The organism is Actinopolymorpha cephalotaxi, assembly GCF_013408535.1.
In the GTDB taxonomy this organism is placed as follows: Bacteria; Actinomycetota; Actinomycetes; order Propionibacteriales; family Actinopolymorphaceae; genus Actinopolymorpha; species Actinopolymorpha cephalotaxi.
The window spans coordinates 1279197-1305502 of the sequence record NZ_JACBZA010000001.1; the positions used below are offsets into that span (position 1 = coordinate 1279197).

Annotated in this window: 24 protein-coding genes; 18 read left to right on the top strand and 6 right to left on the bottom strand. The window is 72.4% G+C overall.

The genetic code is table 11. From position 1 onward, the window contains the following. The 7 genes from paaA (at position 1) to FHR37_RS05855 (ending at position 5826) form a co-directional block, all read left to right on the top strand. On the top strand, positions 1-1050 hold the full coding sequence (gene paaA / locus FHR37_RS05825; protein ID WP_092883123.1) for a 1,2-phenylacetyl-CoA epoxidase subunit PaaA: 1050 nt from the start codon (positions 1-3) through the stop codon (positions 1048-1050). Then, positions 1047-1385: a 1,2-phenylacetyl-CoA epoxidase subunit PaaB gene (gene paaB, locus FHR37_RS05830; RefSeq protein WP_092883122.1), complete on the top strand. Its 339-nt coding sequence runs from the start codon at positions 1047-1049 to the stop codon at positions 1383-1385. The genes paaA and paaB overlap by 4 nt, the downstream gene beginning before the upstream one ends. Continuing rightward, positions 1382-2188, top strand: a complete 807-nt coding sequence (gene paaC / locus FHR37_RS05835) for a 1,2-phenylacetyl-CoA epoxidase subunit PaaC (protein ID WP_092883121.1) — start codon at positions 1382-1384, stop codon at positions 2186-2188. The genes paaB and paaC overlap by 4 nt, the downstream gene beginning before the upstream one ends. Continuing rightward, a complete protein-coding gene (paaD, locus tag FHR37_RS05840; protein WP_092883120.1) occupies positions 2182-2739 on the top strand; it encodes a 1,2-phenylacetyl-CoA epoxidase subunit PaaD in 558 nt (185 codons plus the stop codon). The genes paaC and paaD overlap by 7 nt, the downstream gene beginning before the upstream one ends. A 23-nt stretch (positions 2740-2762) precedes the next feature. Then, the gene (gene paaE / locus FHR37_RS05845) at positions 2763-3896 is read left to right on the top strand and encodes a 1,2-phenylacetyl-CoA epoxidase subunit PaaE (RefSeq protein WP_092883119.1); all 1134 of its coding nucleotides are present in this window, start codon (positions 2763-2765) and stop codon (positions 3894-3896) included. A gap of 69 nt (positions 3897-3965) precedes the next feature. Then, the gene (locus FHR37_RS05850; protein ID WP_202818036.1) at positions 3966-5237 is read left to right on the top strand and encodes a cysteine desulfurase-like protein; all 1272 of its coding nucleotides are present in this window, start codon (positions 3966-3968) and stop codon (positions 5235-5237) included. 244 nt (positions 5238-5481) lie between these two features. Further along, on the top strand, positions 5482-5826 hold the full coding sequence (locus FHR37_RS05855; RefSeq protein WP_175542472.1) for a protease inhibitor I42 family protein: 345 nt from the start codon (positions 5482-5484) through the stop codon (positions 5824-5826). Positions 5827-5940: 114 nt separating this feature from the next. Here FHR37_RS05855 and FHR37_RS05860 read toward each other — a convergent pair whose 3' ends face one another. After that, a complete protein-coding gene (locus FHR37_RS05860) occupies positions 5941-6366 on the bottom strand; it encodes a hypothetical protein (RefSeq protein ID WP_139238915.1) in 426 nt (141 codons plus the stop codon). 11 nt (positions 6367-6377) lie between these two features. Then, on the bottom strand, positions 6378-7559 hold the full coding sequence (locus FHR37_RS05865; RefSeq protein WP_092883117.1) for a C1 family peptidase: 1182 nt from the start codon (positions 7557-7559) through the stop codon (positions 6378-6380). A gap of 502 nt (positions 7560-8061) precedes the next feature. Here FHR37_RS05865 and thyX point away from each other — a divergent pair. Continuing rightward, positions 8062-8907: an FAD-dependent thymidylate synthase gene (thyX, locus tag FHR37_RS05870; RefSeq protein WP_237768731.1), complete on the top strand. Its 846-nt coding sequence runs from the start codon at positions 8062-8064 to the stop codon at positions 8905-8907. 13 nt (positions 8908-8920) lie between these two features. Here the strand turns inward: thyX and thrS are convergent, their stop codons facing one another. After that, positions 8921-10273, bottom strand: coding sequence for a threonine--tRNA ligase (gene thrS, locus FHR37_RS05875; RefSeq protein WP_092883116.1), 1353 nt, complete (start codon positions 10271-10273; stop codon positions 8921-8923). Between the two features lie 293 nt (positions 10274-10566). On the opposite strand from thrS, the gene dapA reads away from it, so the two are divergent. Both dapA and FHR37_RS05885 read left to right on the top strand, forming a co-directional pair. Continuing rightward, on the top strand, positions 10567-11484 hold the full coding sequence (gene dapA, locus FHR37_RS05880) for a 4-hydroxy-tetrahydrodipicolinate synthase (protein WP_092883115.1): 918 nt from the start codon (positions 10567-10569) through the stop codon (positions 11482-11484). Next, positions 11481-13172, top strand: a complete 1692-nt coding sequence (locus FHR37_RS05885) for a ribonuclease J (RefSeq protein ID WP_092883114.1) — start codon at positions 11481-11483, stop codon at positions 13170-13172. The genes dapA and FHR37_RS05885 overlap by 4 nt, the downstream gene beginning before the upstream one ends. 13 nt (positions 13173-13185) lie before the next feature. Here the strand turns inward: FHR37_RS05885 and FHR37_RS05890 are convergent, their stop codons facing one another. Then, positions 13186-14232 carry a dihydrodipicolinate synthase family protein gene (locus FHR37_RS05890; RefSeq protein ID WP_092883113.1) on the bottom strand — a complete coding sequence of 349 codons (1047 nt, stop codon included), beginning with the start codon at positions 14230-14232 and terminating at the stop codon, positions 13186-13188. 122 nt (positions 14233-14354) lie between these two features. Here FHR37_RS05890 and FHR37_RS05895 point away from each other — a divergent pair, with 122 nt between their 5' ends. Beyond that, positions 14355-15659: a hypothetical protein gene (locus tag FHR37_RS05895; RefSeq protein WP_202818035.1), complete on the top strand. Its 1305-nt coding sequence runs from the start codon at positions 14355-14357 to the stop codon at positions 15657-15659. Between the two features lie 70 nt (positions 15660-15729). On the opposite strand, the gene FHR37_RS05900 is transcribed toward FHR37_RS05895, so the two are convergent. Both FHR37_RS05900 and FHR37_RS05905 read right to left on the bottom strand, forming a co-directional pair. Beyond that, entirely contained in the window at positions 15730-16785 is a 1056-nt protein-coding gene (locus FHR37_RS05900; RefSeq protein WP_092883112.1) for a dihydrodipicolinate synthase family protein, read from the bottom strand. Beyond that, on the bottom strand, positions 16785-17825 hold the full coding sequence (locus FHR37_RS05905; RefSeq protein ID WP_092883111.1) for an NAD-dependent epimerase/dehydratase family protein: 1041 nt from the start codon (positions 17823-17825) through the stop codon (positions 16785-16787). Before FHR37_RS05905 ends, FHR37_RS05900 begins: the two co-directional genes overlap by 1 nt. 333 nt (positions 17826-18158) lie before the next feature. On the opposite strand from FHR37_RS05905, the gene FHR37_RS05910 reads away from it, so the two are divergent. Genes FHR37_RS05910 through FHR37_RS05940 form a run of 7 tightly spaced genes read left to right on the top strand, consistent with a single transcriptional unit; the run spans position 18159 to position 26303 of the window. Continuing rightward, on the top strand, positions 18159-20000 hold the full coding sequence (locus FHR37_RS05910) for a peptide ABC transporter substrate-binding protein (RefSeq protein ID WP_092883110.1): 1842 nt from the start codon (positions 18159-18161) through the stop codon (positions 19998-20000). After that, positions 19997-20884, top strand: coding sequence for a Gfo/Idh/MocA family protein (locus FHR37_RS05915; protein WP_092883109.1), 888 nt, complete (start codon positions 19997-19999; stop codon positions 20882-20884). Before FHR37_RS05910 ends, FHR37_RS05915 begins: the two co-directional genes overlap by 4 nt. 2 nt (positions 20885-20886) lie before the next feature. Then, positions 20887-21906: an ABC transporter permease gene (locus FHR37_RS05920; protein WP_092883108.1), complete on the top strand. Its 1020-nt coding sequence runs from the start codon at positions 20887-20889 to the stop codon at positions 21904-21906. Further along, positions 21903-22769: an ABC transporter permease gene (locus tag FHR37_RS32935; RefSeq protein WP_237768730.1), complete on the top strand. Its 867-nt coding sequence runs from the start codon at positions 21903-21905 to the stop codon at positions 22767-22769. The genes FHR37_RS05920 and FHR37_RS32935 overlap by 4 nt, the downstream gene beginning before the upstream one ends. Next, positions 22766-23932 carry an ABC transporter ATP-binding protein gene (locus FHR37_RS05930; RefSeq protein ID WP_092883106.1) on the top strand — a complete coding sequence of 389 codons (1167 nt, stop codon included), beginning with the start codon at positions 22766-22768 and terminating at the stop codon, positions 23930-23932. Before FHR37_RS32935 ends, FHR37_RS05930 begins: the two co-directional genes overlap by 4 nt. Next, on the top strand, positions 23925-24701 hold the full coding sequence (locus FHR37_RS05935) for an ATP-binding cassette domain-containing protein (protein WP_092883105.1): 777 nt from the start codon (positions 23925-23927) through the stop codon (positions 24699-24701). The genes FHR37_RS05930 and FHR37_RS05935 overlap by 8 nt, the downstream gene beginning before the upstream one ends. Positions 24702-24758: 57 nt before the next feature. Beyond that, positions 24759-26303, top strand: coding sequence for a polysaccharide deacetylase family protein (locus tag FHR37_RS05940; protein WP_139238914.1), 1545 nt, complete (start codon positions 24759-24761; stop codon positions 26301-26303). The last annotated feature ends 3 nt before the right edge of the window (positions 26304-26306 follow it).

Here is a 26306-nt window from a genome sequence, read left to right on the forward strand (position 1 = left end):
ATGGCCGCCAGGGTCCGGACCAATCCGGAGATCAGCACAGACACGGGTGCCGACGCGGCGGAGCGCTCCGACGGCGCGGCCGCGTTCGAGGCACTGCTCGCCGCCGACGAACGCGTCGAGCCGCGCGACGCGATGCCCGACGGCTACCGCCGTACCCTCGTCCGGCAGATCGCCCAGCACGCGCACTCGGAGATCATCGGCATGCAGCCGGAGGCCAACTGGATCTCCCGGGCGCCGAGCCTGCGCCGCAAGGCGATCCTGATGGCCAAGGTGCAGGACGAGGCCGGCCACGGGCTCTACCTCTACGCCGCCGCCGAGACGCTCGGCGTCGACCGGGCCGACCTGCTCGACCAGCTGCACTCCGGCCGGCAGAAGTACTCCTCGATCTTCAACTACCCCACCCTCACCTGGGCCGACGTCGGCGCCATCGGCTGGCTCGTGGACGGCGCGGCGATCACCAACCAGGTGCCGTTGTGTCGCTGCTCCTACGGGCCGTACGCGCGGGCGATGGTGCGGATCTGCAAGGAGGAGTCGTTCCACCAGCGGCAGGGGTTCGACCTGCTGCTGGCGTTGACGCGGGGGACCGACCGGCAGCGGGCGATGGCGCAGGACGCCGTGGACCGGTGGTGGTATCCCAGCCTGGCGATGTTCGGTCCGCCGGACGCGGAGTCCACCCACGGCGCGCAGTCGGCGGCCTGGGGGATCAAGCGGTTCTCCAACGACGAACTGCGGCAGCGGTTCGTCGACATGACGGTGCCGCAGGCGGAGGTCCTCGGCGTGCGGATCCCCGACCCCGATTTGCGGTGGAACGCCGAGCGCGGCCACCACGACTTCACCCAGCCCGACTACGCCGAACTCCTCCGGGTCATCAAGGGCGCCGGTCCCTGCAACGCCCAGCGGATGGCACATCGCCGCCGGGCGCACGAGGAGGGTGCGTGGGTGCGCGAGGCGGCGAGCGCGTACGCGGAAAAGCACGCCGACAAGCACAGGGCCGCTGACGGAGCCGGCGCCGGGCGTACGGACGACTCGATCGGCGGGCCGGCGGCATGACCGACCACGAACCCGGCCGCGGCACCGACCGCGGCACCGACCGGCGCGGAGCCCGTGCCGACTGGCCGCTGTGGGAGGTGTTCGTCCGGGCCCGGCGCGGGCTGTCCCACGTACACGCCGGCAGCCTGCACGCGCCCGACGCGGTGATGGCACTGCGCAACGCCCGCGACCTCTACACCCGCCGGCAGGAAGGCGTGTCGATCTGGGTCGTGCCGGCGGCTGCGATCAGCGCGAGCAGCCCGGACGAGAAGGACGCGTTCTTCGACCCGGCCGCGGACAAGGCGTACCGCCACCCGACGTTCTACGACGTTCCGGAAGGGGCGCCGCACCTGTGACGGCACAGGAGAGAGCGCCCGCAACGCCCGGCCTCGCCGGCGCGGTGGTGGACCCGCCGGTCGCCGTGTACGCCACTCGGCTTGGCGACGACGCGCTGATCCTCGCCCAGCGCCTCGGCGGCTGGATCACCAACGCGCCGCAACTGGAGGAGGACGTCGCGCTGGCCAACCTCGGGCTGGACCTGCTGGGCCAGGCGCGGATGCTGCTGACGTACGCGGGGGAGCGGGAGGGTCTCGGCCGCGACGAGGACGCGCTGGCCTACTCCCGGGACGAGCGCGGCTTCTGCAACGTCACGCTGGTGGAGCGCGCCGACGCCGACTTCGGTGAGGCGATGGCGCGGTTGCTGGTGTTCTCGGCGTACCAACTTCCGTTGTACGAAAGGCTTTCCGGGTCCGCCGACCCCACGCTGGCGGCGATTGCGGCCAAGGCGGTCAAGGAGGTCGCCTACCACCGCGACCACGCCACCCAGTGGGTACTACGGCTCGGCGACGGGACGGCGGAGAGCCACCGCCGGATGCAAGCCGGGGTTGACAGCGTGTGGCCGCACGTGGACGAGCTGTTCGGGACCGACGACCTCGAACGCGCGCTGGTGGCGGAGGGCGTCGCGGTCGACCGGCCGGCACTGCGGGACGAGTGGGAGACATACGTGCGCGACGTGCTGACCCGCGCGACGCTCACCGTGCCGGAGCCCGCGGCCGCACCTGCCACCGGCGGCCGCGCCGGCGTGCACACCGAGGCGATGGGGTACCTGCTGGCGGAAATGCAGCACCTGGTGCGTTCGCATCCCGGGGCGACATGGTGAGGCCGGCGCTCACCCCCGAGGCGGCCCGCGCTGCTGCCGCCGCCGTCACCGACCCCGAGCTGCCGGTGTTGACCATCGCCGAACTCGGCATCCTGCGCGCGGTGCGGGTCGACGGTGTGGACGGTGTGGACGGTGTGGTTGGGGTGGACCGTGTGGTTGAGGTGGACCTCACCCCGACGTACGCCGGATGCCCCGCACTGGAAGCGATCGAGTCCGATGTCAAGGCCGCCTTGCATGCGGCCGGTGCCACCGACGTCCGGGTACGCCGGGTGCTGGCGCCGGCCTGGACGACCGACTGGATCACCGAGGCCGGCCGGGCCAAGCTCGCCGCGGCCGGCATCGCGCCCCCGTCCCCGACCCGTTCCGGCGGCTCGACGAGGTCCGGCGGCGTGGCGGGTTCCGCACCGGTCGACCTGACGCTCACGGTCCGGTGCCCGCGGTGCGGTTCGGCGGACACCCGCGAGCTCAGCCGGTTCGGGCCGACCGCGTGCACGGCGTTGCGTACGTGCGCGTCCTGCCGGGAACCGTTCGAACACGTGAAGGCGTTGTGAGCGCCCCGCCCACGGATCCGGCGATGGATCCGGCCACGGATCCGGCCGAGCCGCGGACCCGGCGCGGTGGCGTCCGGCGGCACGCGGTCGTCCACCAGTTGCGGGTCGCGCGGGTGGACCCGCTGACCGACGACGCGGTGGCGGTGACGTTCGAGGTGCCGCCCGAACTCGCCGAGGACTACCGGTTCGTGCCGGGCCAGCACCTGAACGTCGCGACGCCACGCGCCGGGGACGACCTGCGCCGCAGCTACTCGATCTGCTCTCCGTGGAGCCACAAGGCCCCGACCCGGCTGCGGATCGGGGTGAAGCGGGTCGCCGGCGGTGGCTTCTCGTCGTACGCGCTGACCGGCCTGGCAGCAGGCGACGAGGTGGGCGTGATGACCCCGACCGGCCGGTTCACCGTCGTGCCCGATCCGTCGGCGGCCCGGCACCTGGCGTTCGTGGCCGCCGGCAGCGGCATCACGCCGATCCTGTCCATGGTGGAAGGCGTACTGGCGGCCGAGCCGGCCAGCCGGGTGACGCTGCTCTACGGCAACCGGACCAGCGCCTCGGTGATGTTCGTGGAGGAGCTCGCCGACCTCAAGGACCGCTATCCCGACCGGTTCCATCTGGTGCACGTGCTGTCCCGCGAGCTGCCCGAGATCGCCCTGCTGGGCGGGCGGCTGGACGCGGTGAAGCTGGGCGGTTTCCTGGACACGTTGCTGCCGGTGGAGTCGGTGGAGCAGTGGTACCTCTGCGGCCCGCTGGCCATGGTGGAGGAGATCCGCGCGTTGTTGCGCGAACGCGGCGTGCCTCGCACGCGGGTGCACACCGAGCTGTTCCACGTCGGCGCGCCCGTGGCGGCCGAGCCGGTGGCCGCGGAGTCCGGGCCGGCGGCCGGCTGCGAGGTCGAGGTGGTGATGGACGGCCGGCGGTCGTCGTTCCGGCTGCCGACGCCCGGACCGCCTGTGCTGGAAGGTGTTCTCGGGGTACGGCGGGACGCGCCGTTCGCGTGCCGGGGCGGCGTGTGCGGCACCTGCCGTGCCCGCGTGCTCGAGGGCGGCGTACGGATGGACCACTGCTACGCGCTCGAGCCGGAGGAGGTCGCCCGCGGTTACGTCCTCACCTGCCAGGCCCATCCGACCAGCGACCGACTGGTGGTCGACTACGACGCCTGACCCGGCGAGCGGTGCGGAAATCCGGGAGCATCCGGGGTCGATCCGTCAACACGCCGCTACGGTGGGTAGGTGGCTTACGACGCTCCCACCGCTCACGGCGATCACAACGCTGAACCCGCCTACGACATCGACGGCATCCGCGCCGCCTATCCCGCACTCGCGGACGGGCACGCCTACCTCGACGGGGCGGGCGGCACCCAGGTCCCGCAGCCGGTGATCGAGGCGATCGCGGACGCCTACCGCCAGGGAATCAGCAACGTCGGCGGGGCGTCGGCCACCAGCCGGCGTTCGGACGGCATCGTCGCCGAGTGCCGGCGTGCGGTGGCCGACCTCGTGGGCGGTGAACCCGAGGGCGTCGTCCTCGGCCCCAGCATGACCGCGCTGACCTACCGGCTGGCCGACGCGCTCGCCCGGCAGTGGGGGCCGGGCGAGGAGGTGGTGGTGTCCCGGCTGGACCACGACGCCAACGTCCGGCCGTGGGTCCAGGCCGCCGAACGCGCCGGGGCCACCGTGCGCTGGGCGGAGGTGGACGCCGCGACGGGTGAGCTGCCGGTCGAGCAGTACGACGACCTGCTCGGTGCCCGCACCCGCCTGGTGGCGGTCACCGGTGCGAGCAACCTCGTCGGCACCCGGCCCGACGTCGCCGCGATCGCCGCCCGCGCGCACGCGGTCGGCGCACTGGTCCACGTCGACGGCGTGCACTCCACACCGCACGTCGGCGCCGACGTCCGCGCGCTCGGCGCCGACTTCTACGCCACCAGCGCCTACAAGTGGTCCGGGCCGCACCTGGCCGCGGTGGTCGCCGACCCGGTGGCGCTGGACGGCGTACGCCCGGACCGGCTGCTGCCCGCGCCGGAGGAGGCGCCCGGACGCTTCGAGCGAGGAACGCTGCCGTTCGCCGACCTGGCCGGCGCCGTCGCCGCCGTCGACCACCTGGCCGGCCTGGACGCCGGGGCCGCGGGTTCGCGCCGGGCGCGGGTGCTCGCCTCGATGGCCGCGGTCGAGGCGTACGAGACGGAGCTGTTCGGCTACCTCCTCGGCTCCCTCGACGCGATGGCGCACGTGACCACCTACGGCAAGGCGGCCCGGCGTACTCCCACCGCCTACTTCACCGTCGCGGGCCACACTCCGCGCGAGGTCGCCGAACACCTGGCCGACCGGCGGGTCAACGTCTCCAACGGCTCCAACTACGCCTGGGAGCTCGCCGGAGTGCTCGGGCTGCGCGACAGTGGCGGCGCCGTCCGGGCGAGCCTCGCGCACTACACCGACCGGTCCGATGTCGACCGGCTGCTGGAGGGTGTGGCCGACCTCGCCCGGCCGGGAGCCGACCACCGGGCCTGATCCGGGTCTGATTTCGGTCTGATTCGGACCTGATTCGGACCTGATCCGGAGCTGATCGGGAGCTGATCCGGACCTGATCGGGATCTGGCCGAACGGACCTGTCGATAACCGCCGCGCACGCCTGGCCAAGCACTATGGTGAGCGGCCAAAGGAACCATTGACGTGTCCAGTTCGACGGCACCGGCCGATCCGTGGCGTGGGCCAGCACCTGCCGAGCTGACTCATCCGACCTCGCAGTCAGGGGGTGGGCGCCATCGCCGAGATCGTGGTCACGAAGACCGGAACGTCGACCGCCGCGGCCGTGGGCGACGAGATCCTCGTGCAGTTGCCGGAGAACGCCACCACGGGCTACCAGTGGAGCGTCGAACGCGTGTCCGGGCCGCTGGAGGTGGTGTCGTCGGAGCTGACGCTTCCCGGCGCGGGCACCGGCAGGGCGCCGGTTCCGGGCGCGGGCGGGCAGCGGCTGGTCCGGCTCGCCGTCGTCGCGCCCGGTCTGGGCGCGGCCGAGCTCGTCCTCAGCCGTTCGTGGGAGACGAGTTCGCTGGAACGCTTCGAGGTCGAGGTACGCGCCGAGCCCACGGGTTCGTGACGCTGCCGATTCCGTCCCGCGGTCGGCGACGGCCGGCGACAAGCCCTGTGCACCCGCCCCGCCGTACGGCCCGACCACCGGGACCGGCCGGCGCGGCAGGTGCTCACAGCCAGGTCACCACAGGTAGATCTGCCGGATCACTCCCTCCCCGTCCTCGCAGACGCTGACCGGCCGGCCGGTGCGGAATGCCTGCGCACCCAGGAACGCCAGCGCGGTGCCGGCGTGCTCGTGTGCGCGGGGGAGCCGCCGCCAGCCAGGTCCGCGCAGGAACAGCCACGGCGTGCCCGGCCCCTCCGCCGGCCGGTACGCCTCGACGTGGACGTTCGCGTGCCAGTGACCGAGCCGTCCGCCGGCCTGGGCGACCCAGGTCGCGGCGGTGAGGCCGGCTTCGGTGAGGTCGCCCGGCCGGCGCCGCGACGGCGGCACCAGCGGGGGAGCGAACGACGGTTCGGGGCGGGCGGCGGCACCGCCCGCCGAGGTTGCCGTAGTCCGTGGAACGGGAGCCCGTGCGGAGCTTCCTTCGGTGAACGTGGTCGCCATGGTGTGGATCCTCACGAAGGATGGAGGGAGATGATGCGTCCGTCGTCCTCGAACAACCGGACCGGCCGTGCGAGGGCCTGAGACGCCGCGAGCTCCGTCAGCATCGGGTGTTCCGTCAGCATCGGGTGCTCCGACGTCAGGGGGTCGCCGTCGAGGCTGAGCCAGCCGCGAACGGCGCCGTACACCCACACGTGGGTGTCGTCCTCGCCCGCCCACAGGGCGAGAACCGTCATCTCCGGCAGCAGGGCGCGCAGGGTGACGCCGGTGATGCCGTAGACCTCGACACCACCCGGACCGGGGTAGGACTCGATGTCGCACTCGCCGTAGCCGATCCGGAAGAAACCCCGCTCGCCCCAGCCGGTTCCCCAGCTGTTCTTGGCGATCCAGCACTGTTGGGCGTCGTCGTATCCGACCAGTACGACGCAGTGACCGCCGGTCGCCGCACCGGACAGGTGCCGGTAGACACCCGACCGGTAGCTGAAGAAGTCCTGGTACACCACGAGGCACGCGACGACCGCGCCGTAGGTGCGCAGGTGTTCCTTGATCGCGCCCGGGTCGGCGCCGATCCGGGTGAAGCCGGTGACCCGCACCCGCCGGTCGAGCCAGCCGGGGTCCAGGCCGGCGTCGTCGGCGTCGTCCGGGGAGTACTCGAAGCAGTCCTCGAACGCCACGCCGTTCTCGGCGACCGACGGCAGCAGCCGGCCAGGCCACCACCCGGTGCCCGCGCCCGCACCGTCTGACCGGCCGTATCCATGGAACGCGTGTGCTTCGGACAGGTCCAGCGGCAGGTCGGGCATCTGCCGGGTGAACCGAGCGACGTGCTCGACGGCCGCCAGCGTCGCGAACGCCACACAGCTTCCGCAGGGCCCCTGGTCCTTGACCGGGGTGGTGTAGTCGACGCCGGCCACGTCGCGCAGGTCGAAGTGGCCCGCGTCGCCGCCGTCGCCGTCGGTTCCCCTCGACCGGTCCCCGGAGCGGGGATCCGGAGGGGCCGGCGTCGCCGGGACGGTGACCCGGGGCCCGCGCGGGTCGGCCTCGGCCGCGCGGGGCCTCGGCAGCGGGACGCGGACCCGGCCGGCGCGTTCGCTCTCCGACAGCGCCGTCATCGGGTTGCGCGCCATCTCCCAGGGCGTGCCGGCGCCGGTCAGCGTCCGGCCGAGGTCGACCAGATCGAGGGGCTGGTGAACAGGCATGGTTCCCCCGTGGGCGGTTCCGGTGGATCGGGGACTCCGGTCGCCTGCGGGTACGCCGGTGCGGGCCCGGCGGCCGGTCTGATGAGACGGTCTGGTGGAACGATCTGACGGGACGAGCACGAGAGGCCGTGGCGCGGGTCGACGGCGCCTTTCGGTGGGCCGCCGAAGCGTGCGGGCCCGGTGCTCTGCGACGTCTCCATGGACGCCCTCCAAGGGGTCCCGGGGTATTGACTTCCGGGGCCTTGCGTTCTGGGTACTCCTATGTGAGAAGAGTGACAAGTGTTAACCGGAAAGTAGTCGTTGCGGTTCGGTGAAAGTTCAGACGCCCTGAAAGGCCTGGTCAGCGTGGGTTTGGGTGAGATCGGGAGGTCTGCCGGGCACCGGTCGGCACCCCGGCGCGGGTCCCCGGCCTGTCGGCGCGGCGGTCTAGGCTGACGCGGGTCGGATGAACGGGACACTTCACGACATCCGGCACGCAGCGACTTTCCGAGGAGGAGCAGGCATGGGTGGTGCGACGGCGGCGACCGGCGTGGACGCACGGACGGAGGACCAGGCCGTGAGGGGCGAGGGGAGCGAGCCGGTGGAGCCGACGGACAAGGCCGCCGAGGGCGACATGGCCGCCGAGGTCGACGGCGTGGCGGCGGAGTTCCGCGACGACGTCTCGGTCGAGCTGGTCCGGTCCGCCGCCCGGGACGCCGACGTGCTCTTCGCCGCCCGGGTCTCGACCAAGGGCGAACAGTCCCTGGACGACGTGGAGGCCGACGCCGAGCGGTCCGCCGGCCTGATCAACTACCTCATGCGGTCCCGGCACGGCAGCCCGTTCGAGCACAACTCGATGACCTTCTACGTGCACGCGCCGATCTTCGTCTTCCGCGAGCTGATGCGGCACCGGATCGCCTCCTACAACGAGGAGTCCGGGCGCTACCGCGAGCTGGGACCGGTGTTCTACGTTCCCGGCCCCGAGCGCAGGCTGGTGCAGGAGGGCAAGCCCGGCCACTACCGGTTCGTGTCGGGTACGCCGGAGCAGCACGCGCTGGTCGAACGCGAGACCCGAGAGCAGTGCACCCGGGCCTACGCGTCCTACCAGCGCATGCTTGCCGCGGGCGTCGCCCGCGAGGTGGCCCGGATCGTGTTGCCGCTCACGATCTACTCCTCGGCCTACGTCACCGTCAACGCCCGCTCGCTGATGAACATCCTGTCGCTGCGCACCAGCCGGGAGGAGTCGGCGGTCCCGTCCTATCCCCAGCGCGAGATCGAGATGGTGGCCGAGCGGATGGAGGAGGAGTGGGCGCGGCTGATGCCGCTCAGCCACGCCGCCTTCGTCCGCAACGGCCGCGTCTCCCCCTGAGCGAGAGCTCCGCTCAGTCGACGAACCCGAGGTCGCGGCGGCGGTCGGCGACGACCGAAGCCACGGCGTCGACGAAGGCGCCGGCCGGCATCACCGGTAGCCGTCGGTCGTCGCGCAGCCGGACCGCCACGCTGCCGTCCTCGGCCTCCCGCCCGCCGACCACCGCGAGGTAAGGCACCCGGCGTGGGCGGGCAGCCCGCACCCGCGCGCCCAGGCTCTCGTCGCGGGCGTCCACGTCCACCCGCAGGCCGGACTCCTCGGCCCGTAGCGCGACCGCACGGGCCGCCTCGGCCTGTGCCGGGCTCACCGGGAGCACGAGCACCTGGACCGGAGCAAGCCACGGCGGCAGCGCGCCGGCGTAGGCCTCCAGCAGGTAGGCCATCATGCGTTCCATCGACGCCAGTACGCTCCGGTGCACCATCGCCGGCCGCTGCCGGCTGCCGTCGGGCGCGACGTACTCCAGGCCGAACCGCTCCGGCTGGTACAGATCCACCTGCACGGTCGACAGGGTGAACTCCCGCCCGTGCGCGTCGTACACCTGAACGTCGATCTTCGGGCCGTAGAACGCCGCCTCGCCCCGCACCTCGCGCACCTGCACGCCGTGCTGATCCAGCGCGTCCCGCAGGATCGCCTCGGCCCGCTCCCACATCGACGCGTCACCGGCGTAGGACTTGCCCTCCTCCGCCGGGCCGGGCAGCGACAGCCGGTGGTACGCGGCGCGGATACCGAGCACGTCGTACGCCTCGTCGATCATCGCCAGCGCGCGGACCGCCTCCCGCGCGGCCTGCTCGGGCGGGCAGAAGATGTGCGCGTCGTTCAGGGTGATGCCGCGCACCCTGGTGAGGCCGCCCACCACCCCCGACCGCTCCATCCGGTACATCGACCCGACCTCACCGATCCGCAGCGGCAGCTCCCGGTGGCTGCGCAGCCGGGAGCGGTAGACCAGGGCATGGTGCGGGCACAGCACAGGCCGCAGGACGAGGTCCTCACCGCCCACCCGGAACGGCGGGAACATGTCCGGCCCGAAGTGCTGCCAGTGACCGGAGCGTTCGTACAGCGCGCGCTTGCCCACAGCGGGGGTCCGCACGTGCCGGTAGCCCTGCCGGCGCTCCAGGTCCAGGACGTAGCGCTCGAGTTCGGCGACCACGGCGGCGCCGTCGGGCAGCCAGAGCGGGAAGCCGGCGCCGACGAGTTCGTCGCCGGTGAAGATGTCGAGCTCGCGGCCGAGCCTGCGGTGGTCGACCGGCCCGTCCCCGGCCCGCTCGCCGGGTTTGTCACGTTCGCAGGGTTCGCGAGGTTCGACGGGTTCGTCGGGGCCGACGGGTTCGTTGCGCACTGAATCGAAGTGGGAGTGTGGTGCGTTCATCGGGATTCGTCTCCTTCGGGTGAGGGAGGGAGCACCCCGAAAGCTCGAACGGCCCGGGAGGTGCTCCCGGGCCGTTCGCGTGGGCTGTTCGTCGCCGTTGTCGACTGATCGTTTCTGGAAAGTCTCAGGAAAGATCGTCGGGACGAGGCCGCCGCGTCGCCGGAAGCGACTGCGGCGTCGTCGTGCTGAACAGGACCGACGCGAAGTTCACACGCCGAGCGTAGCGGAGATCGCGGCCGTTCGTGCCGCCACCGGCTCCGCCGCCCAACCACGGACCGGTAGCGTGAGGTCCCATGGCTCCCAGCTCAACGCCTGCCGAGGCGCCCCGCGCCCCCCTCGGCCGCGTCCTCACCGCGATGGTCACCCCGCTCACCGCCGGTGGCGACCTCGACCTGCCCGCCGCGCAGCGCCTGGCCACCCACCTGGTCGACTCCGGCAACGACGGCCTGGTGGTCAGTGGCACCACCGGTGAGTCGCCGACCACCAGTGACGCGGAGAAGGACGCGCTGCTGCGAGCTGTCGTGGAGGCGGTCGGCGACCGGGCGACCGTGGTCGCCGGCACCGGCACCAACGACACCCGGCACGCCGTCGAGCTGTCGGTCCAGGCGGAGAAGGCCGGCGCGCACGGCCTGCTCGTGGTGACGCCCTACTACAACAAGCCCCCGCAGGAAGGCCTGCTGGCGCACTTCCGCACCATCGCCGACTCCACCGGCCTGCCGGTGATGCTGTACGACATCCCCGGCCGCACCGGCACCGCGATCGCGACCGAGACGCTGGTCCGGCTCGCCGAGCACGACCGGATCGTCGCCGTGAAGGACGCGAAGGGCGACATCGCCGGCACCACCGCCGTGCTGGCGCGCTCCGACCTCGCCTACTACAGCGGCTCCGACGAGTGGAACCTCGCCCTGCTGGCGACCGGCGCCGTCGGCGTGGTGAGCGTCGTCTCGCACGTCGCGTCCAGGGAGTACGCCGACATGGTCGCCGCCGTCGACGCGGGTGACCTCGCGTCCGCGCGGGCGATCGACCGCCGCCTGGTCCCCGCGTTCCAGGCGATCATGACCCGAACCCAAGGAGCGATCATGGCCAAGGCCGCGCTCGAAGTGCTGGGCGTCCTGCCCGGCCGAACCGTCCGACCTCCGCTGGTCCCGGCCACGGAGGACCAGCTCAGGGAGCTGGAAGCCGACCTGCGGGCGGCTGGACTCACCTCATGAGCCACCCGCACCCCGAACTCGGCGCCCCCGCACAGCTTCCTCCCGGCGCGCTCCGCGTCACCCCGCTCGGCGGTCTCGGTGAGATCGGCCGCAACATGACGGTCTTCGAGCACGACGGCCGACTGCTGATCGTCGACTGCGGCGTGCTCTTCCCCGAGGACAAGCACCCCGGCGTCGACCTGATCCTGCCCGACTTCGAGCCGATCCGGGACCGCCTGGACGACATCGAGGCGCTGGTCCTCACCCACGGGCACGAGGACCACATCGGCGCCGTGCCGTACCTCCTGCGCGAACGCCGCGACATCCCGGTGGTCGGTTCCCAGCTCACCCTGGCGCTGCTGGACGGGAAGCTGCGCGAGCACCGGCTGCGCGACGTTCCGCACCACGTCGTCCGCGAACGTCAGCGCATCCAGTTCGGCCCGTTCGACCTGGAGTTCGTGTCGGTCAACCACTCGATCCCGGACGCGCTGGCGGTGGCCATCCGCACCGGCGCGGGGACCGTCCTGCACACCGGCGACTTCAAGATGGACCAGCTTCCGCTGGACCGCAGGCTCACCGACCTGCGGGCGTTCGCCCGGCTGGGGGAGGAGGGCGTCGACCTGTTCCTGGTCGACTCGACGAACGCCGAGATGCCCGGCTTCACCGTCTCCGAGCGCGACATCACCCCGACGATCGACCGGGTCTTCGCCCGGGCCGACCGCCGGATCATCGTCGCCTGCTTCGCCTCGCACGTGCACCGCGTCCAGCAGGTGATGGACGCCGCGGTCGAGCACGGCCGCAAGGTCGCCTACGTCGGCCGGTCGATGGTCCGCAACATGGGCATCGCCAGCGACCTGGGGTTCCTGCGGGTGCCGCCGAACACCGTGATCGACGTACGCGAGGTGGACAAGTACGAGCCCAACGAGGTGGTGCTGATCTCCACCGGTTCGCAGGGCGAGCCGCTGTCGGCGCTGTCCCGCATCGCCGCCCGTGACCACCCGCAGATCCGGATCGAGGTCGGCGACACGGTCGTGCTGGCGTCGTCGCTGATCCCCGGCAACGAGAACGCCGTCTACCGCGTGATCAACGGCCTGTCCCGGTGGGGCGCCAACGTCGTGCACAAGGGCAACGCGCTCGTGCACGTGTCCGGCCACGCCTCCGCCGGTGAACTGCTCTACTGCTACAACATCATCCGGCCGCGCAACGTCATGCCGGTGCACGGCGAGATCCGGCACATGCGTGCCAACGCCGACCTCGCGGTGTCCACCGGTGTGGCCCGCGAACGCGTCGTCCTCGCCGAGGACGGCGTGGTGGTCGACCTGATCGACGGTGTCGCCAGGATCGCCGGCAAGGTCGACTGCGGTTACGTCTACGTCGACGGCTCGACGGTAGGCGACATCACCGAGACGTCGCTGAAGGACCGGCGCATCCTCGGCGAAGAAGGCTTCATCACCGTCATCGTGGTGGTCGACTCGGTGACCGGGAAGGTCACCGGTGGGCCGGAGATCAAGGCCCGCGGCTTCGCCGAGGACGACTCGGTCTTCGATCCGGTACGCGAGAAGATCTCCGACGCGCTGGACCGGGCCGGCCGCGACGGCGTGGACGACACCTACCAGCTGCAGCAGCTGATCCGGCGCACCATCGGCAAGTGGGTGAGCGACACCCACCGCCGCCGGCCGATGATCATTCCGGTGGTCGTGGAGGTCTGATCCTTCGGCGCGCTCAGCCGGCGAGGGCGTCCAGTTGCTTGAGCAGGGCAGCGCGTTCGCCGGCGGGCAGCGCCGGGGCGTACGGGTCGAACGCGACCTCGGCGGGCAGCAGGCCCTGCCAGGCCGCCACCCAGGCCATCCGCTGGACGTAGCCCTCCATCGGTTCGCGGAACGTCAACCGGGCAAGGGCGTCCAGCCGCCCGGAGGCGCGGACGAACCCCGCGAGGTCGCCGCGCGTCCAGGTGTCCAGGACGGCTGCCGACCACGCGGGCAGCGCGGCGGCGATCCCGAGCAGCGCCGCCTGGGCGCCCCACATCAGCGACGGCCCGTACATCCGGTCCTCGCCGGTGAACACCAGCGCGTCCGGTGCCGTGGCGGTGGCCGTCTCGAGCAGGTCCTGACAGGCCATCGCGTCGTCCAGCAAGGCCAGCTTGACACCGCACACCCAGGGCAGCGTGAGGAGCTCGGCGACCGTGGCCGCGTCGTACTGCAGCCGGCTCGCCCGCTCGTACAACACGAACGCCACCAGCGGAAGCCCGACCTCCTCGCCGAGCCGGACGTGCAGGTCGACCGTCGCGGCCCGGTCGGCATACGGCACGGGGGACACCAGCAGAGCCCGGGCACCGGCGTCGCGCAGCCTCGCTCCGAGTGCGACGAGCTCGTCCGGCGTGCCGGCGTCGGCGGGCAGCGACAGCCCGGCCACGACCGGCGCCCCGGTCGCGTCACCGCACTCGCGGACCAGGAAGGTCAGGTCGCGGGCGGTGAGGTGGACGCCGCGCCCGGTGTGCGCGCCGACCGCCAGGCCACGAGAACCGGCCTCGACGAGCGCCGCGGCGTACGGCGCCACGGCCGAGCGCGCCACGGTGCCGTCGGGGTGGAACGGCGTGAGCGTGGCGGCCACGAGCCCACCCCGCAGCAGGTCGCGCACCTGCGCGACGGCCGGAGTCGTGCCGGGCGCCGGGCCGGACGACGCCTCCGGCGCTGCGCCGGGCGCCGCGCCGGTGGCGGCGCCGGCTGGGTCGGTCGGTGAGTTTCCGGGCGATCCTGGACTGGCGGTCATGGTCCCCGAGTCTGCCCTGTCCGGGGCCGGATGCCGATGGGCACGCCGTTTTCGTGAAGCCGTCCGTCCTCACCGGCCGAGAGTGCGGGCGGGGTTACGGCGCAGGCCGTAACGTACGCGCCATGAAGACAACCCAGCGGCCGTCCACGGCCCGCCCCGACCAGAGCCGGAGGGCGGCACCGCGCCCGGACCGGACCCTGGTCTTCGGTGTCGTGGGCCCGGCCGACCTGGTGCCCCGGGTCGCCGCGGTGGCGGAGGCGGCGCCGGCTCTGCGGGCGGTGCGGCTGCCCTACCGGCAGGAACAGGAGACCGCCCGGATCCTGCGCGAGCACGCCGACGAGGTGGACGCCTGGCTGTTCACCGGCGTGGTGCCGCACGCGATCGCCGACGCCGAGCACGCGGTCGGCGCGCCGGCCGGGCACGTGTCCTACAGCGGACTCACCCTGCTGGCGGCGTTGTTCCGGCTCGGCCGGGAGGGACGCGACCTGACCAGGATCAGCATCGACACCCTCGACCCGCTGGAAGTACGCGAGACGCTCGCCGAGGCGGGCCTGGTCGCGGACGCAGCCCGCACGATGGTCTACGCACCGGAGGTGCGGTCCCGCGACGTGGTGGCGTTCCACCGGAAGGCGCGGGAGGAGGAGGGCGCGACGGTCGCGGTGACCTGCCTGCGCTCGGCGTACGACGTGCTCCGCAAGGAGATGCCCGTGGTGCGGCTCGCGCCCTCACCGCGCGACATCCGCGACGCGGTGGACGACCTCGTCCTGCAGACGCGGAACGCGCACCACTCCGACGCGCAGGTGGCGCTGGGGTTCGTGGAGCTGGCCGAGCCCGACCCCGCGCTCGAACGCGACCTCGGTGAACTCGGTGGCGCGGTGGTCCGGATCGACGCCGAACGCTACCTGCTGGTGACCACGCGCGGCCCGCTGGAGCGGGTCACCGACGGGTTCCGGACCGCGCCGTTCCTCGGCCGGCTGGCCGAGCGGCACGACCACGTGCACGTCGGGCTCGGCATCGGGCGTTCGGCCGGTGAGGCCGCCGCGCACGCCTCCCGCGCCCTGGCCCGCGCCCGGGCGCAGGGCGATGTCGCCGCGGTGCTCGCCGCGCCACACGACGCCGACATCATCCTCGCCGTCGGCGAACCGGCACGGGCCGCCGGTCCCGCAGGGCCGACCGACCTGGGCCGGCTCGCCCAGCGGCTGGGCATGAGCCGGGCGACGCTTTCGTCGCTGCGGCAGTTCCTGGAGGGTGCCGAGGAGGGCCGGGTCACCGCGACCGAGCTCGCCCTCGCGTTCGAGATCCAGGAACGCAGCGCGCGCCGGCTGCTCAAGCGGCTGGAACGCGCCGGCGCGGCGGTCCCGATCGGCACCCTGAACGAGGGCCAGATGGGCCGCCCGCCGGTCGTCTACCACGTCGAGCTGGGCTGAGCCGCAGCCCCGGAAAGCCGGAGCCCCGACGGGCGAAGCCCCCGGAAGGCCGAAACCCAGGACGGCCGAGTCAGCGCAGCCAGTCGTCCAGGTGCTCGGCGACGAACTCGTCGTCGGTGAGCTCGGGGTAGGCCGCGCACACCCGGGCGATCTCCTCGGCCTGGCCGGGGGAGAGGCGTTCGTGCGGGTCGAGGCACCAGGTGCCGGCCAGCAGGCCCTGCCGCCGCAGCACCTCGTGCACGCCCGCGATGCAGCCGGCGAAGCCGCCGGTGGAGTCGAACACCGCGGCGTTGGCCTCGGTCAGCCGGGTGCTCTCCGCCAGCAGCGACCGCAGCTCGGCGTCGTCGCCGGCCCAGGCGTGGCGTACCCGCTCCAGCATCCGCACCGCCCGCTGGGTCCACACCGCCCACTGGCCGAGCAGGCCGCCGACGATGCGGCGCTGCACCACCCGGCCGCCCACCTGTGCCGAGATCGGCGCCAGCAGGTCGGTGACGATGGTGTCGTCGTTGCCGGTGTAGAGGGCGACCTCGTCGCCCCGGTCGGCCTCGGCGATCCCGCGTACCGCCTCCATCGTGCGGTAGCGGTCGAACGGCGCGAGCTTGGCGGCCACCACGCACGGCAGGTCGGCGAGCTCGCGCCAGAACTGCCGGGAGAGGTACCTCCCACCGACGGCTTCCTGCAGGTAGAACCCGAACACCGGCAGCACCTCGCCGACCGCCTTGGCCCGCAGCAGCAGGTCCTGCTCGTCGGAGTCGGGCGCGGACGGCCCGAGGAGGACGGCGTGGTAGCCGAGCCGGGCGGCGAGCTCGGCCTCGCGGACCGCCTGGCGTACGTCGCCGACGGCGCCGGCGACGCGCAGGAACGGCCGGTCGGCGACCGCCTCGTCCAGCGTCTCCCGGGCCAGGTCGAGGACGGGTTCGAGCAGTCCGGCGGACCGGATGGTGAACTGCGTCGTGTGGACGCCGACCGCCACCCCGCCCGCGCCGGCCGCGGCGTAGTAGCGGGTGAGGGCGCGCTGGCGGCGTTCGTCGAAGGTCCGGTCGGCGGTGAGCGCCAGCGGGTGCGCCGGAATCACGCAGCCCTCGGCGAGCAGCCGCGCCTGGGCGGCCGGGAGAGTGGCCGCCATCAGAACCGTCCGTCCCGTCGCTGGAACTTCGTCGGCTTGTCCCACAGGGTGCCGCCGGCGGCGACCCACGCCGCCTGCGCCTCGACCAGCGCCCCGGCGGAGAGCTCGGGGTAGCCGAACAGCGCGTGGCAGCGGGACGCGTCCGACAGCAGCGCGGTCGGCGCCTCGGTGCCGGAGCAGCGCGGCTCGACGCCGAACAGCTCGCCGAACCTGGCCGCGACCCGGCGTACGGACAGGGTTTCCGGTCCGGTGAGGTTGAGGGTGAGCGCCGGACTCGACGCGTGCAGCAGCGACCGGAGGGCGACCTCGTTGGCGTACGCCTGCCAGACGACGTTGACGTGCCCGGTGGTGACGTCGACCGGCTCACCGGCGCGCACCGAGCGGGCGATGTCGGCGAGGACGCCGTAGCGCAGGTCGACCGCGTAGTTGAGCCGGAGCAGCGCCACCGGGGTGCCGTGCCGGGAGGCGGCGTAGGCGAACGCGCGCTCGCGGCCCAGGCACGACATGGCGTACTCGCCCACCGGGTCGGGCTGGTCGGACTCGGTGCACCCGCCGGCGGTGACCGGGACCAGAGGGTAGACGTTGCCGGTGGAGAACGCCGCGATCCGCGCGTCCGCGTAGCGGCGGGCCACTGCCACCGGCAGGAACGCGTTGACCGCCCACGTCTGCGCGGGGTCGGCGGCCGAGCCGAACTTCGCGCCCACCATGTAGACGACGTTGCCCGCGTCGGGCAGGCCGGCGAGGTCGGCGTCGGGGGACAGGTCGAAGGAGACGGTACGGACACCGCGGTCGCGCAGCCGCTTCTCCACCTCGCGATCGCTCCAGCGGGACACCGCGATCACGTCGACGTCGGTGCGCCCGGCGGCGTCCAGGCCGCGTCGGGCGAGGTGGCACAGGCTGGGGCCCATCTTGCCGCCGGCGCCGAGCACCACCAGGTCGCCGGTCAGCTCGGCGAGGTCGGTGACCAACCGCGGTGGGGGTTCGGCCAACCGCCGTTCCAGGTCGTCGTCTGTTTCGAACGGCTCGAACGACTCGGTCACCGTTGTCTTCCTTTCCTCGCCGCCGGCCGCACCGGCATTACGGTCGAGACCGTATCTAGCAGGGGTTCCCGCGTCAACGTCCGGACCGGGACGGCGCGCCGGTCACCCCGTCTCCCGTCCGGCTCTGCTCGCGTGTCGTCGCGGTGCCGTCGCAGTGTCGTCGCGGTGCCGCCCGGACCGGAAGGCGCCGCGTTCTCTTCGGTGCTCCTTCCTCAACCCGCTCGCGACAGTTGCGTTACGGGCACAGATCCACCATTGACAGCGGCGGAGAGGGGGTCCTACGGTCAGGACCGGAATTCCCAGCCCGCTGATCACTTCCCCCTGGGGGCACCCATGTTCGAGCGTCTTCGCTCCCCCGGCACGCCGGTGTCCGGACCCACCCGGCGCGACCTGCTGCGCGGCGCCAGCTTCCTCACCCTCGCCGCCGGTGCGGGTGCCCTGACCGGCTGCTCGGTCTTCTCGGAAAGCTCCGACTCCGACCCCGGACCCGCCGACGCCGGCAACGCCGGTGACGCCGGTGGCGGCAAGCCCAAGCAGGTGCTGCGGCTGGCCTTCAACAACTTCGCCGTCCTCGACCCGCAGGTCATCACCGACGGCATGTGGCTGTCCCTGCGCGGCATCTTCGAGGGCCTGGTCTCCCAGAACGACGAGGGCACCGACGTGGTCCCGGGCGTCGCGGAGAAGTGGTCGACGTCCGCCGACGGCCTCACCTACACCTTCACCCTGCGGACGAACGCCAAGTGGTCCAACGGCGACCCGGTGGTCGCCTCGGACTTCGAGCGCACCCTGAAGCGGTTGTTCACCCCGAGCCAGGCCTCGGCCGGCGGCACCACGATGGGCGCCAACTCCTACCAGGCCGCCACCGGCATCAAGGGCGCCGCGGACTTCCTCGCCGGCACCCTGACCGACTGGTCGAAGGTGGGGGTGAAGGCGAGCGGTGACCACGAGCTCACCGTCACCCTGGAGAACCCCAACGCGGGCTTCCTGCTCGGGCTCACCCACCCGTCGATGCTCCCGCTGCACATGGACAGCGTGGAGAAGGACCCCAAGGGCTGGCAGAACGCCGGCAACCTGGTCTCCAACGGTCCGTTCAAGCTGTCCAAGTGGACACCGAACGCCTCGATGACCCTGGTGCCCAACGAGCACTACTGGGACAAGGGCAAGGTGTTCCTGTCCCGGATCGACATCAACCTGCAGGAGGCGGTGGCCACCGGCACCGCGACCGTGCCGTACGAGAACGGCGAGGTCGACATGGTGGGCATCGCCGACGCCGACGCGATCCGGTTCCAGAAGGACCCCACGCTCGCCAAGCAGGTGCACGCGGTGGAGAAGTACTCCATCGTCTACCTCGCCAAGCTGCGCAGCAAGAACCCCGCCCTGGACGACGTGCGCGTACGCAAGGCGCTGTCGCTGGCGGCCGGGCGGGCCGACCTGACCAAGATCGGCCCGGGCATGGCGCAAGGCACCTCGCTGGTCGTCGACAACGTGCCCGGCTGGGACGCGAGCCTGGCCATCAAGGACGACGTGGCGCAGGCGAAGAAGCTGCTCGCCGACGCGGGCTTCCCCGGCGGCAAGGGCCTGCCGACGGTCCGCATCCTCGCCGGTGTCCAGTCACCGATCATCGACGCGCTGGTCCAGGCGTGGCAGAAGAACCTCGGCATCAAGGCCAAGGCCGACATCGTGGAGGCGGGCGTCTACGTCGAGCGCCGCTGGGCGGTGCAGGCCGATGACTACATCGGCTTCTACTTCGGCACGTTCGCGGGCCTGCACACCTGGCCGGTGATGGTCGGCGTGCTGTGGGGACCCAAGGACGTGCAGAAGCTCAGCCTGCCCGCCGCCGACTGGGCTGCGTACCAGCAGGTGGAAAGCGACACCAAGCTCAGCCCGGCCAAGCGCAACGCCGAGCTCGACGCGATGCTGGCGGACAAGTCCAGCCCCGAGTCCAGGCGGCTCGCCCAGCTCGTCGAGCAGGCCTCGGCGACCCGGGACGAGAACGAACAGCTGAAGCTGTTCAAGGAGGCCGCGAAGCTGCGCGACCAGCAGTTCCTCTACGTTCCCTTGTTGTGGAACTCCGCGATGTTCGCCGTCGCGCCGAAGGTGCGTGACCTGCACCTGCGGGCGGCGCCGGACTTCTTCTACTTCAAGGGAATCAGCATCGGGAAGGGCAGTGCATGAGTGAGCTGCGAGTTGGTCTGGTCGGCGTCAACACCTCCCATGCGGGCGCGTTCGCGCGGCTGCTGAACGAGCGCGAGGTCGCACCGGGCGCCAGGGTGACCTGGGTCTGGGGCGGTGAGCTGCGTGCGGACCAGCCGGACGCGCCGACCCTGGCCGCGAAGTACGACATCCCCGAGGTGGTCGCCGAGCCGACCGACCGGATCGCCGACACCGACCTGGTGCTCGTCGTCGACGACACCGGCGGCGGCGCCAACCACGTGCCCCTGGCCCGGCCGTTCGTCGAGGCGGGCGTTCCGGCCTTCCTGGACAAGCCGATGGCGGTCGACCTCGGTGCGGCCAAGGAGCTGTTCGACCTGGCCGCCGCGAAGGGGACGCCGGTGACCAGCTCGTCGGCGCTGCGGTACGCCGTCGAGCTCGCCGCCGAGAAGGACCGGATCGCCGAGCTGGGCGCGCTGTCGTCGGTGGTGAGCGTCGGCCCGGGTGAGTGGTACTACTACGGCGTCCACGCGGTCGAGCAGCTGTTCGCCGCCGTCGGCTCCGGGGTCGAGTGGGTGCAGCGGTTCACCTGGCCGGACCGGGACGTCGCGGTGCTGTCCTACGCCGGCGGCGGGCCGACCGCGGTGGTGCAGACGCTGCGCGACGCGGCATACCGCTTCCACCTCACGATGTACGGCGCGCAGGACATGCACGCCGTCCGGATCGCCGACTTCGACGGGTTCTACGCCGGACAGGCGCGGGCCGCGGTGGAGATGGCCCGCACCGGCACGCCGCCGGTCCGGCCGGAGGAGACCCTCGAGCTCCTCGCGGTGCTGCGGGCCGGTGTGCTGTCGGCCGAACGCGACGGCGCCCGGGTGAGCGTGGCGTCCGTCCTCGCCGGGGGCTGAGCGTGTTCGGGTTCGTGGCGTACCTCGGCCGGCGGGTGCTGCGGCTGGTGGCGTCGCTGGTCGCGGTGTCGCTGATCACCTTCGTCCTGCTGCAGCTGGCGCCGGGCAACTTCGCCGACATCCAGCGGATCAGCAGCGGCGCCAGCACCATCGGGTCGGCCGGCACCGAGGACGTCGCGAACGCGTTCAAGGCCCGCTACGGCGCCGACGTCCCGGTGTGGAAGCAGTACCTCATCTTCATGAAGGGCGCGGTCACCTGGGACTTCGGCCCGTCGTACAAGTACCCCACGCTGGACGTCCAGGAGATCATCGCCAAGGCGTTCCCGGTGTCGGCCACGCTGGCGTTGCTGTCGGTGCTGCTGGCGTTGCTGATCGCCGTGCCCGTCGGGGTTTTCGCCGCACTCCGGCAGAACTCCCCGGCCGACCACGGGACGATGTTCCTGGTCACGTTGGGGCACGCGCTGCCGGGCTTCCTCAGCGCGGCGTTCCTCGTGCTGTTGTTCACCGCAACCCTGCACGTGCTGCCCTCCAGTGGGTTCTCCGGGCCGCGCAACCTGATCATGCCGGTGCTCGCGCTGGCGATCGGGCCGGCCGCGGTGCTCGCGCGTTACGTCCGGTCGAGCATGCTGGAGACGCTGCGGGAGGAGTACGTCACCGCGGCATACGCCAAGGGCGGTCCGCGCCGCACGGTCATCGTCCGGCACGCGCTGCGCAACTCCCTGATCCCGCTGGTGACGGTGGTCGGCCCGCTGCTGGCGGGGCTGATGACCGGGACGGTGTTCATCGAGGCGCTGTTCCGCATCCCCGGGCTGGGGCTCTACTTCGCCACCGCCGCCGCCAGCCGGGACATGCCGCTGCTGATGGGCAGCACGTTGTTCTTCGCGGTCATCCTGATGGTCACCAATCTCCTGGTCGACCTGGTGTACGGCGTACTCGATCCACGGATTCGGGCCGAAGGGGGGTGGGGACGATCGCGCTCTCGGAAGGCGTCGCAGCGGATCTCACCGCAGGAAGCACTGTGACCGAGCAGGAGCGCCCCAGGGGGCAGTGGGCCCGGGCGTGGGACCGGTTCCGGGCCAACCGGCTGGCTCTCGGCAGCCTGGTGTTCTGCGCCCTGCTGGTGCTGGCCGCGCTGGCCGCACCACTGGTCGCGCCGCACCACTACGCCGAGATCGACTACACCGCCCGGCTGGCCCCGATCGGCGCACCCGGCCACCCGCTGGGCACCGACCTGCTCGGCCGCGACATCGCCAGCCGGCTCGTCTACGGCCTGCGGACGGCGCTGATCGTGGCGTTCGGCGCGGAGGTCACCGCACTCGTGCTGGCGTTGCTGGTCGGCCTGGTCGCGGGTTATCGCGGCGGGCGGGTCGAGCAGGGCCTGATGGGCCTGACCGACGTGATGTACGCGTTCCCCAGCTACCTCTTCGCGGTGGTGCTGGTGACCGTGCTGGGCCGCAGCCTGTTCGCGCTGATCCTGGCCATCGGCATCGCCTCGTGGGTGACCCAGGCCCGCCTGGTCCGGGCGCAGGTGCTGACGCTGAAACAGCGGGAGTACGTCGAGGCGGCCAGGGCGATGGGTGCGCGCGGCACCACGATCGCGGTGAAGTACATCCTGCCGAACGCGATCGGGCCGATCCTCGTCACCACCAGCTTCGCGATCCCGGCGGCGATCTCGGCCGAGGCGGGCCTGGCCCTGCTCGGCCTGGGCGTCCAGCCACCGACGCCCTCGTGGGGCGCGATGATCACTGACGGGATGCGCTACCTCCTGGCCGCACCGCACGTGATGGTCTTCCCGGCAACCCTGTTCGCGTTGACGCTGCTGGCGTTCACCTGGGTGGGCGACGGACTGCGGGACGCCTTCGACCCGACGGCGGAGCAACGATGAGCACTCCCACCCGGTCCCGCGCGGACGACCGCCGGCGTCGGCCCGAGTTCCGTGGAACGGAGCCCGGCCCCGGGCCGGACGGGCCGCTGCTGTCGGTCCGTGACCTGCACGTGCACTTCCGCCGGGGCAAGGAGGTCCTGCGCGCGGTCGACGGCGTGAGCTTCGACCTGCACGCCGGCCGGGCGCTGGCGATCGTGGGGGAGAGCGGCAGCGGCAAGACGGTGACCGCCCGCAGCCTGCTGCGGCTGCTGCCGCGCAACGCCCGGATCGCGGACGGGCAGGTGTGGTTCAACCACGCCGCCGGCGTGCGGGACGCCGATCACGCCGATCCGCATCCTGGCGGGGACCGCCCGGCCGGCCGTGGCCGGCGCGACCGGGGTGCGGCCGGCCCGCGCGACCTGCTGCGCCTCGGCGAGCGGGAGATGCGGAGAGTACGCGGACGCGACATCGGCATGGTGTTCCAGAACGCCATGGAGGCGATGAACCCCACCCTCACCCTCGAACGCCAGTTGACCGAACACCTGCTCTGGCACGGGATCTGCGGCAAGGCGGAGGCGCGCGACCGCGCGGTGCGGGCGCTCGGCGACGTCGGCATCCCCGAACCCGAACGCCGGATCCGTACGTACCCCTTCCAGCTGTCCGGCGGGATGCGCCAGCGGGCGATGATCGCGATGGCGATGCTCACCCAGCCGGCCCTGCTGATCGCCGACGAACCCACCACCGCCGTCGACGTGACCGTGCAGCGGCAGATCCTCGACCTGCTGGCGGAGGTGAAGAACCGCGGCACCGGCATCGTGATGATCACCCACGACCTCGGCGTCGCGCGGTACTTCTGCGACGACGTGGTGGTGATGTACGCCGGGCGGGTGGTGGAGCGGGCGAGCACGCCGGAGCTGCTGGACTCACCGCGCCATCCGTACTCCGTCGGCCTGCTCGGCTCGTGCGTGGAGATCGGCGACCGCGGCCGGCCGCTGACACCGATTCAGGGCGCCCCGCCCGACCTGGCCCGCCGGCCGCAGGGCTGCGCGTTCCATCCGCGGTGTGCGCAGGCCGAGGCACCGCGATGCCTCACCGACCAGCCGTTGCTTCCGCTCGTCAGCAGCGGTTCCGGTGGTACGGGTGGCCGGGAGGCCGCGTGCTGGAAGGTGGTGCCGGATGCCTGAGAACGTACTGGTGCGGGCGGAGAACCTCGGCAAGACGTTCTCCACCCCGGCCGGCGACGTGGTCGCCGTCGACGACGTGTCCTTCGACGTCGTACGCGGTGAGACGCTCGGCCTGGTGGGGGAGAGCGGCAGCGGCAAGTCGACCGTGGCCAGGTTGCTGATGTGGCTGCAGGAGCCGACGTCGGGCCGGGTGGTGTTCGACGGCACCGACCTGGCGGCGGTCCCCGGCCGGGACCTGCACACCGTCCGGCGGCGGATGCAGATGGTGTTCCAGAACCCCTACGGTTCACTGCTCCCGCACTACACCGCGGCCGGCAACGTCGCCGAGCCGCTGCGCCTGCACCGCATCGGCGACAAGGACAGCCGGCGTGCACGGGCGAAGGAACTGCTGGACCTGGTGGGTGTCAACCCGCGCTTTGCGGACCTGTATCCCCGGCAGTTCTCCGGCGGCCAGCAGCAGCGCATCGCGATCGCCCGCGCCCTGGCGCTCGAACCCGAGCTGCTGGTCTGCGACGAACCCACGTCCGCACTCGACGTCTCCATCCAGGCGCAGATCCTCAACCTGCTCGACGATCTGCGCGAACGCCTCGGCCTGACCTGCCTGTTCATCTCGCACAACCTCGCGGTGGTGGAACGCCTCGCCAACCGGGTCGCGGTGATGCGGCAGGGACACATCGTCGAGCTCGCGCCGACCGAGGAACTCTTCCGTACGCCGCAAGACCCCTACACCCGTGCCCTGCTGGGCGCGGTCCTGCCCGTCCGCGGATAACCCGCACTGTCCGGTCGCCGAGGAAACTCCTCGCGTACCGGCGAAGGAGGAAGTCACGTGAGTGGCACCAGTCCCGTCGCGGTAGTGCTCGACCCGGAGCTTCGGGCCGCCGCGCATGCCCGGAACGAGAACGCGTGGTGGCTCTACTCCACCGAGGTCCTGGACCACCTGCGGGTGCCGTACGACGTCATCCGGCCCGACGAGGCGGACGCCCGGCTGGCGGCCGGCGGCACCGTGCTGGTGCACCCGGCGCAGGGCCGGATCGTCGGGCCGGCGGGGGAGACGGCGTTCCCGGCCGACCTGTGGGAACGCATCGTCACCATCCAGCAGGGCACCCCGGTGCACGAGGACGGGCCGCCCGCGCCGGACGGCTCGTGCCCGGTCGACGACGGGGTGCTCAAGTGCGACGACGGCCTCGCGCTGTCCTACGACGAGGACCGGATCGTGCCGCCGGGAGAGCCCGCCCTGCGAGGTGCGTTCTCCCACACGTACCCCCCGCCTGCCGCCGCGCCGATGTTCCACCAGGCCAAGGCGGACCGGTTGCGGCTGGACTTCCTCGGGCTGCTGTTCGACGCGGCCGACGCGGCCGGGATCGCCGTGCCGTGGCTGCACTACTGGCCGGCCGGCGTCCCCGCGGTGGCACACATGTCGCACGACTCCGACGGCAACGACTCCGAGGCCGCGCTGAGCGCGCTGGACGTGTTCGACGAGGCCGGCGTGCACGTGACCTGGTGCCACTGCTTCCCGGGCGGCTACCGGCCGGACGTGGTCGCGGAGATCGGTGCCCGTGGCCACGAGCAGGCGCTGCACTACAACGCGATGGGTGACGCCGACATCGCCTCCTGGGGCTGGCCGCAGTTGCGCGCGCAGTACGCCTGGGCGCAGGCGCTGACCGGCCGCGAGGACATCGTCTCGAACAAGAACCACTACACCCGGTGGGAGGGCTGGGACGAGTTCTTCCTGTGGTGTGAGCGGATCGGCATCCGGATCGACGAGTCGCGCGGGCCGAGCAAGCAGGGCAACGTCGGATTCCCGTTCGGGTCCTGCCACCTGAGCTTCCCGATCGCCGGCGTACGCGAGCACAACCGCCGGATCGACGTCCTCGAACTCCCGCTGCACACCCAGGACCTCGCCTGGGCAGGCCACACCGCCATCCGGGACGTCATCCTGGCCGAGGCGCTGGAGGTGCACGGCGTCGCGCACTTCCTGTTCCACGCCGCGCACCTGCACACCAAGCCCGACGTGGCGCAGGCCTGCCGCGAGGTGGCGGCGGAGGCCCGGCGGCTCGGCATGCAGTGGTGGACCGCCGAACAGCTCAACGACTGGGAGCGTGCCCGGCGCGAGGTACGCGTCGCCGTCGAACCCGGGGCCGGCAGCGGTGAGCTGCGGGTCGAGGTCACCGCGACCACCGCGGTGAAGGGTGCGGGCGTACTGCTCGCCGTCCCGGGACTGGGCGGTTCCGGCGCCCCGGCTCGGGTCCTCACCGGCGACGCGACCTGCGCCGTGGTGACCCGGCACGGCCGCCGGCTGCTCGAGCTTTCCGCCGACCTGCCGGCCGGCACGTCGGTGTTCACCGTCACCACCGCGGGCCTGCCCGGCTGAACG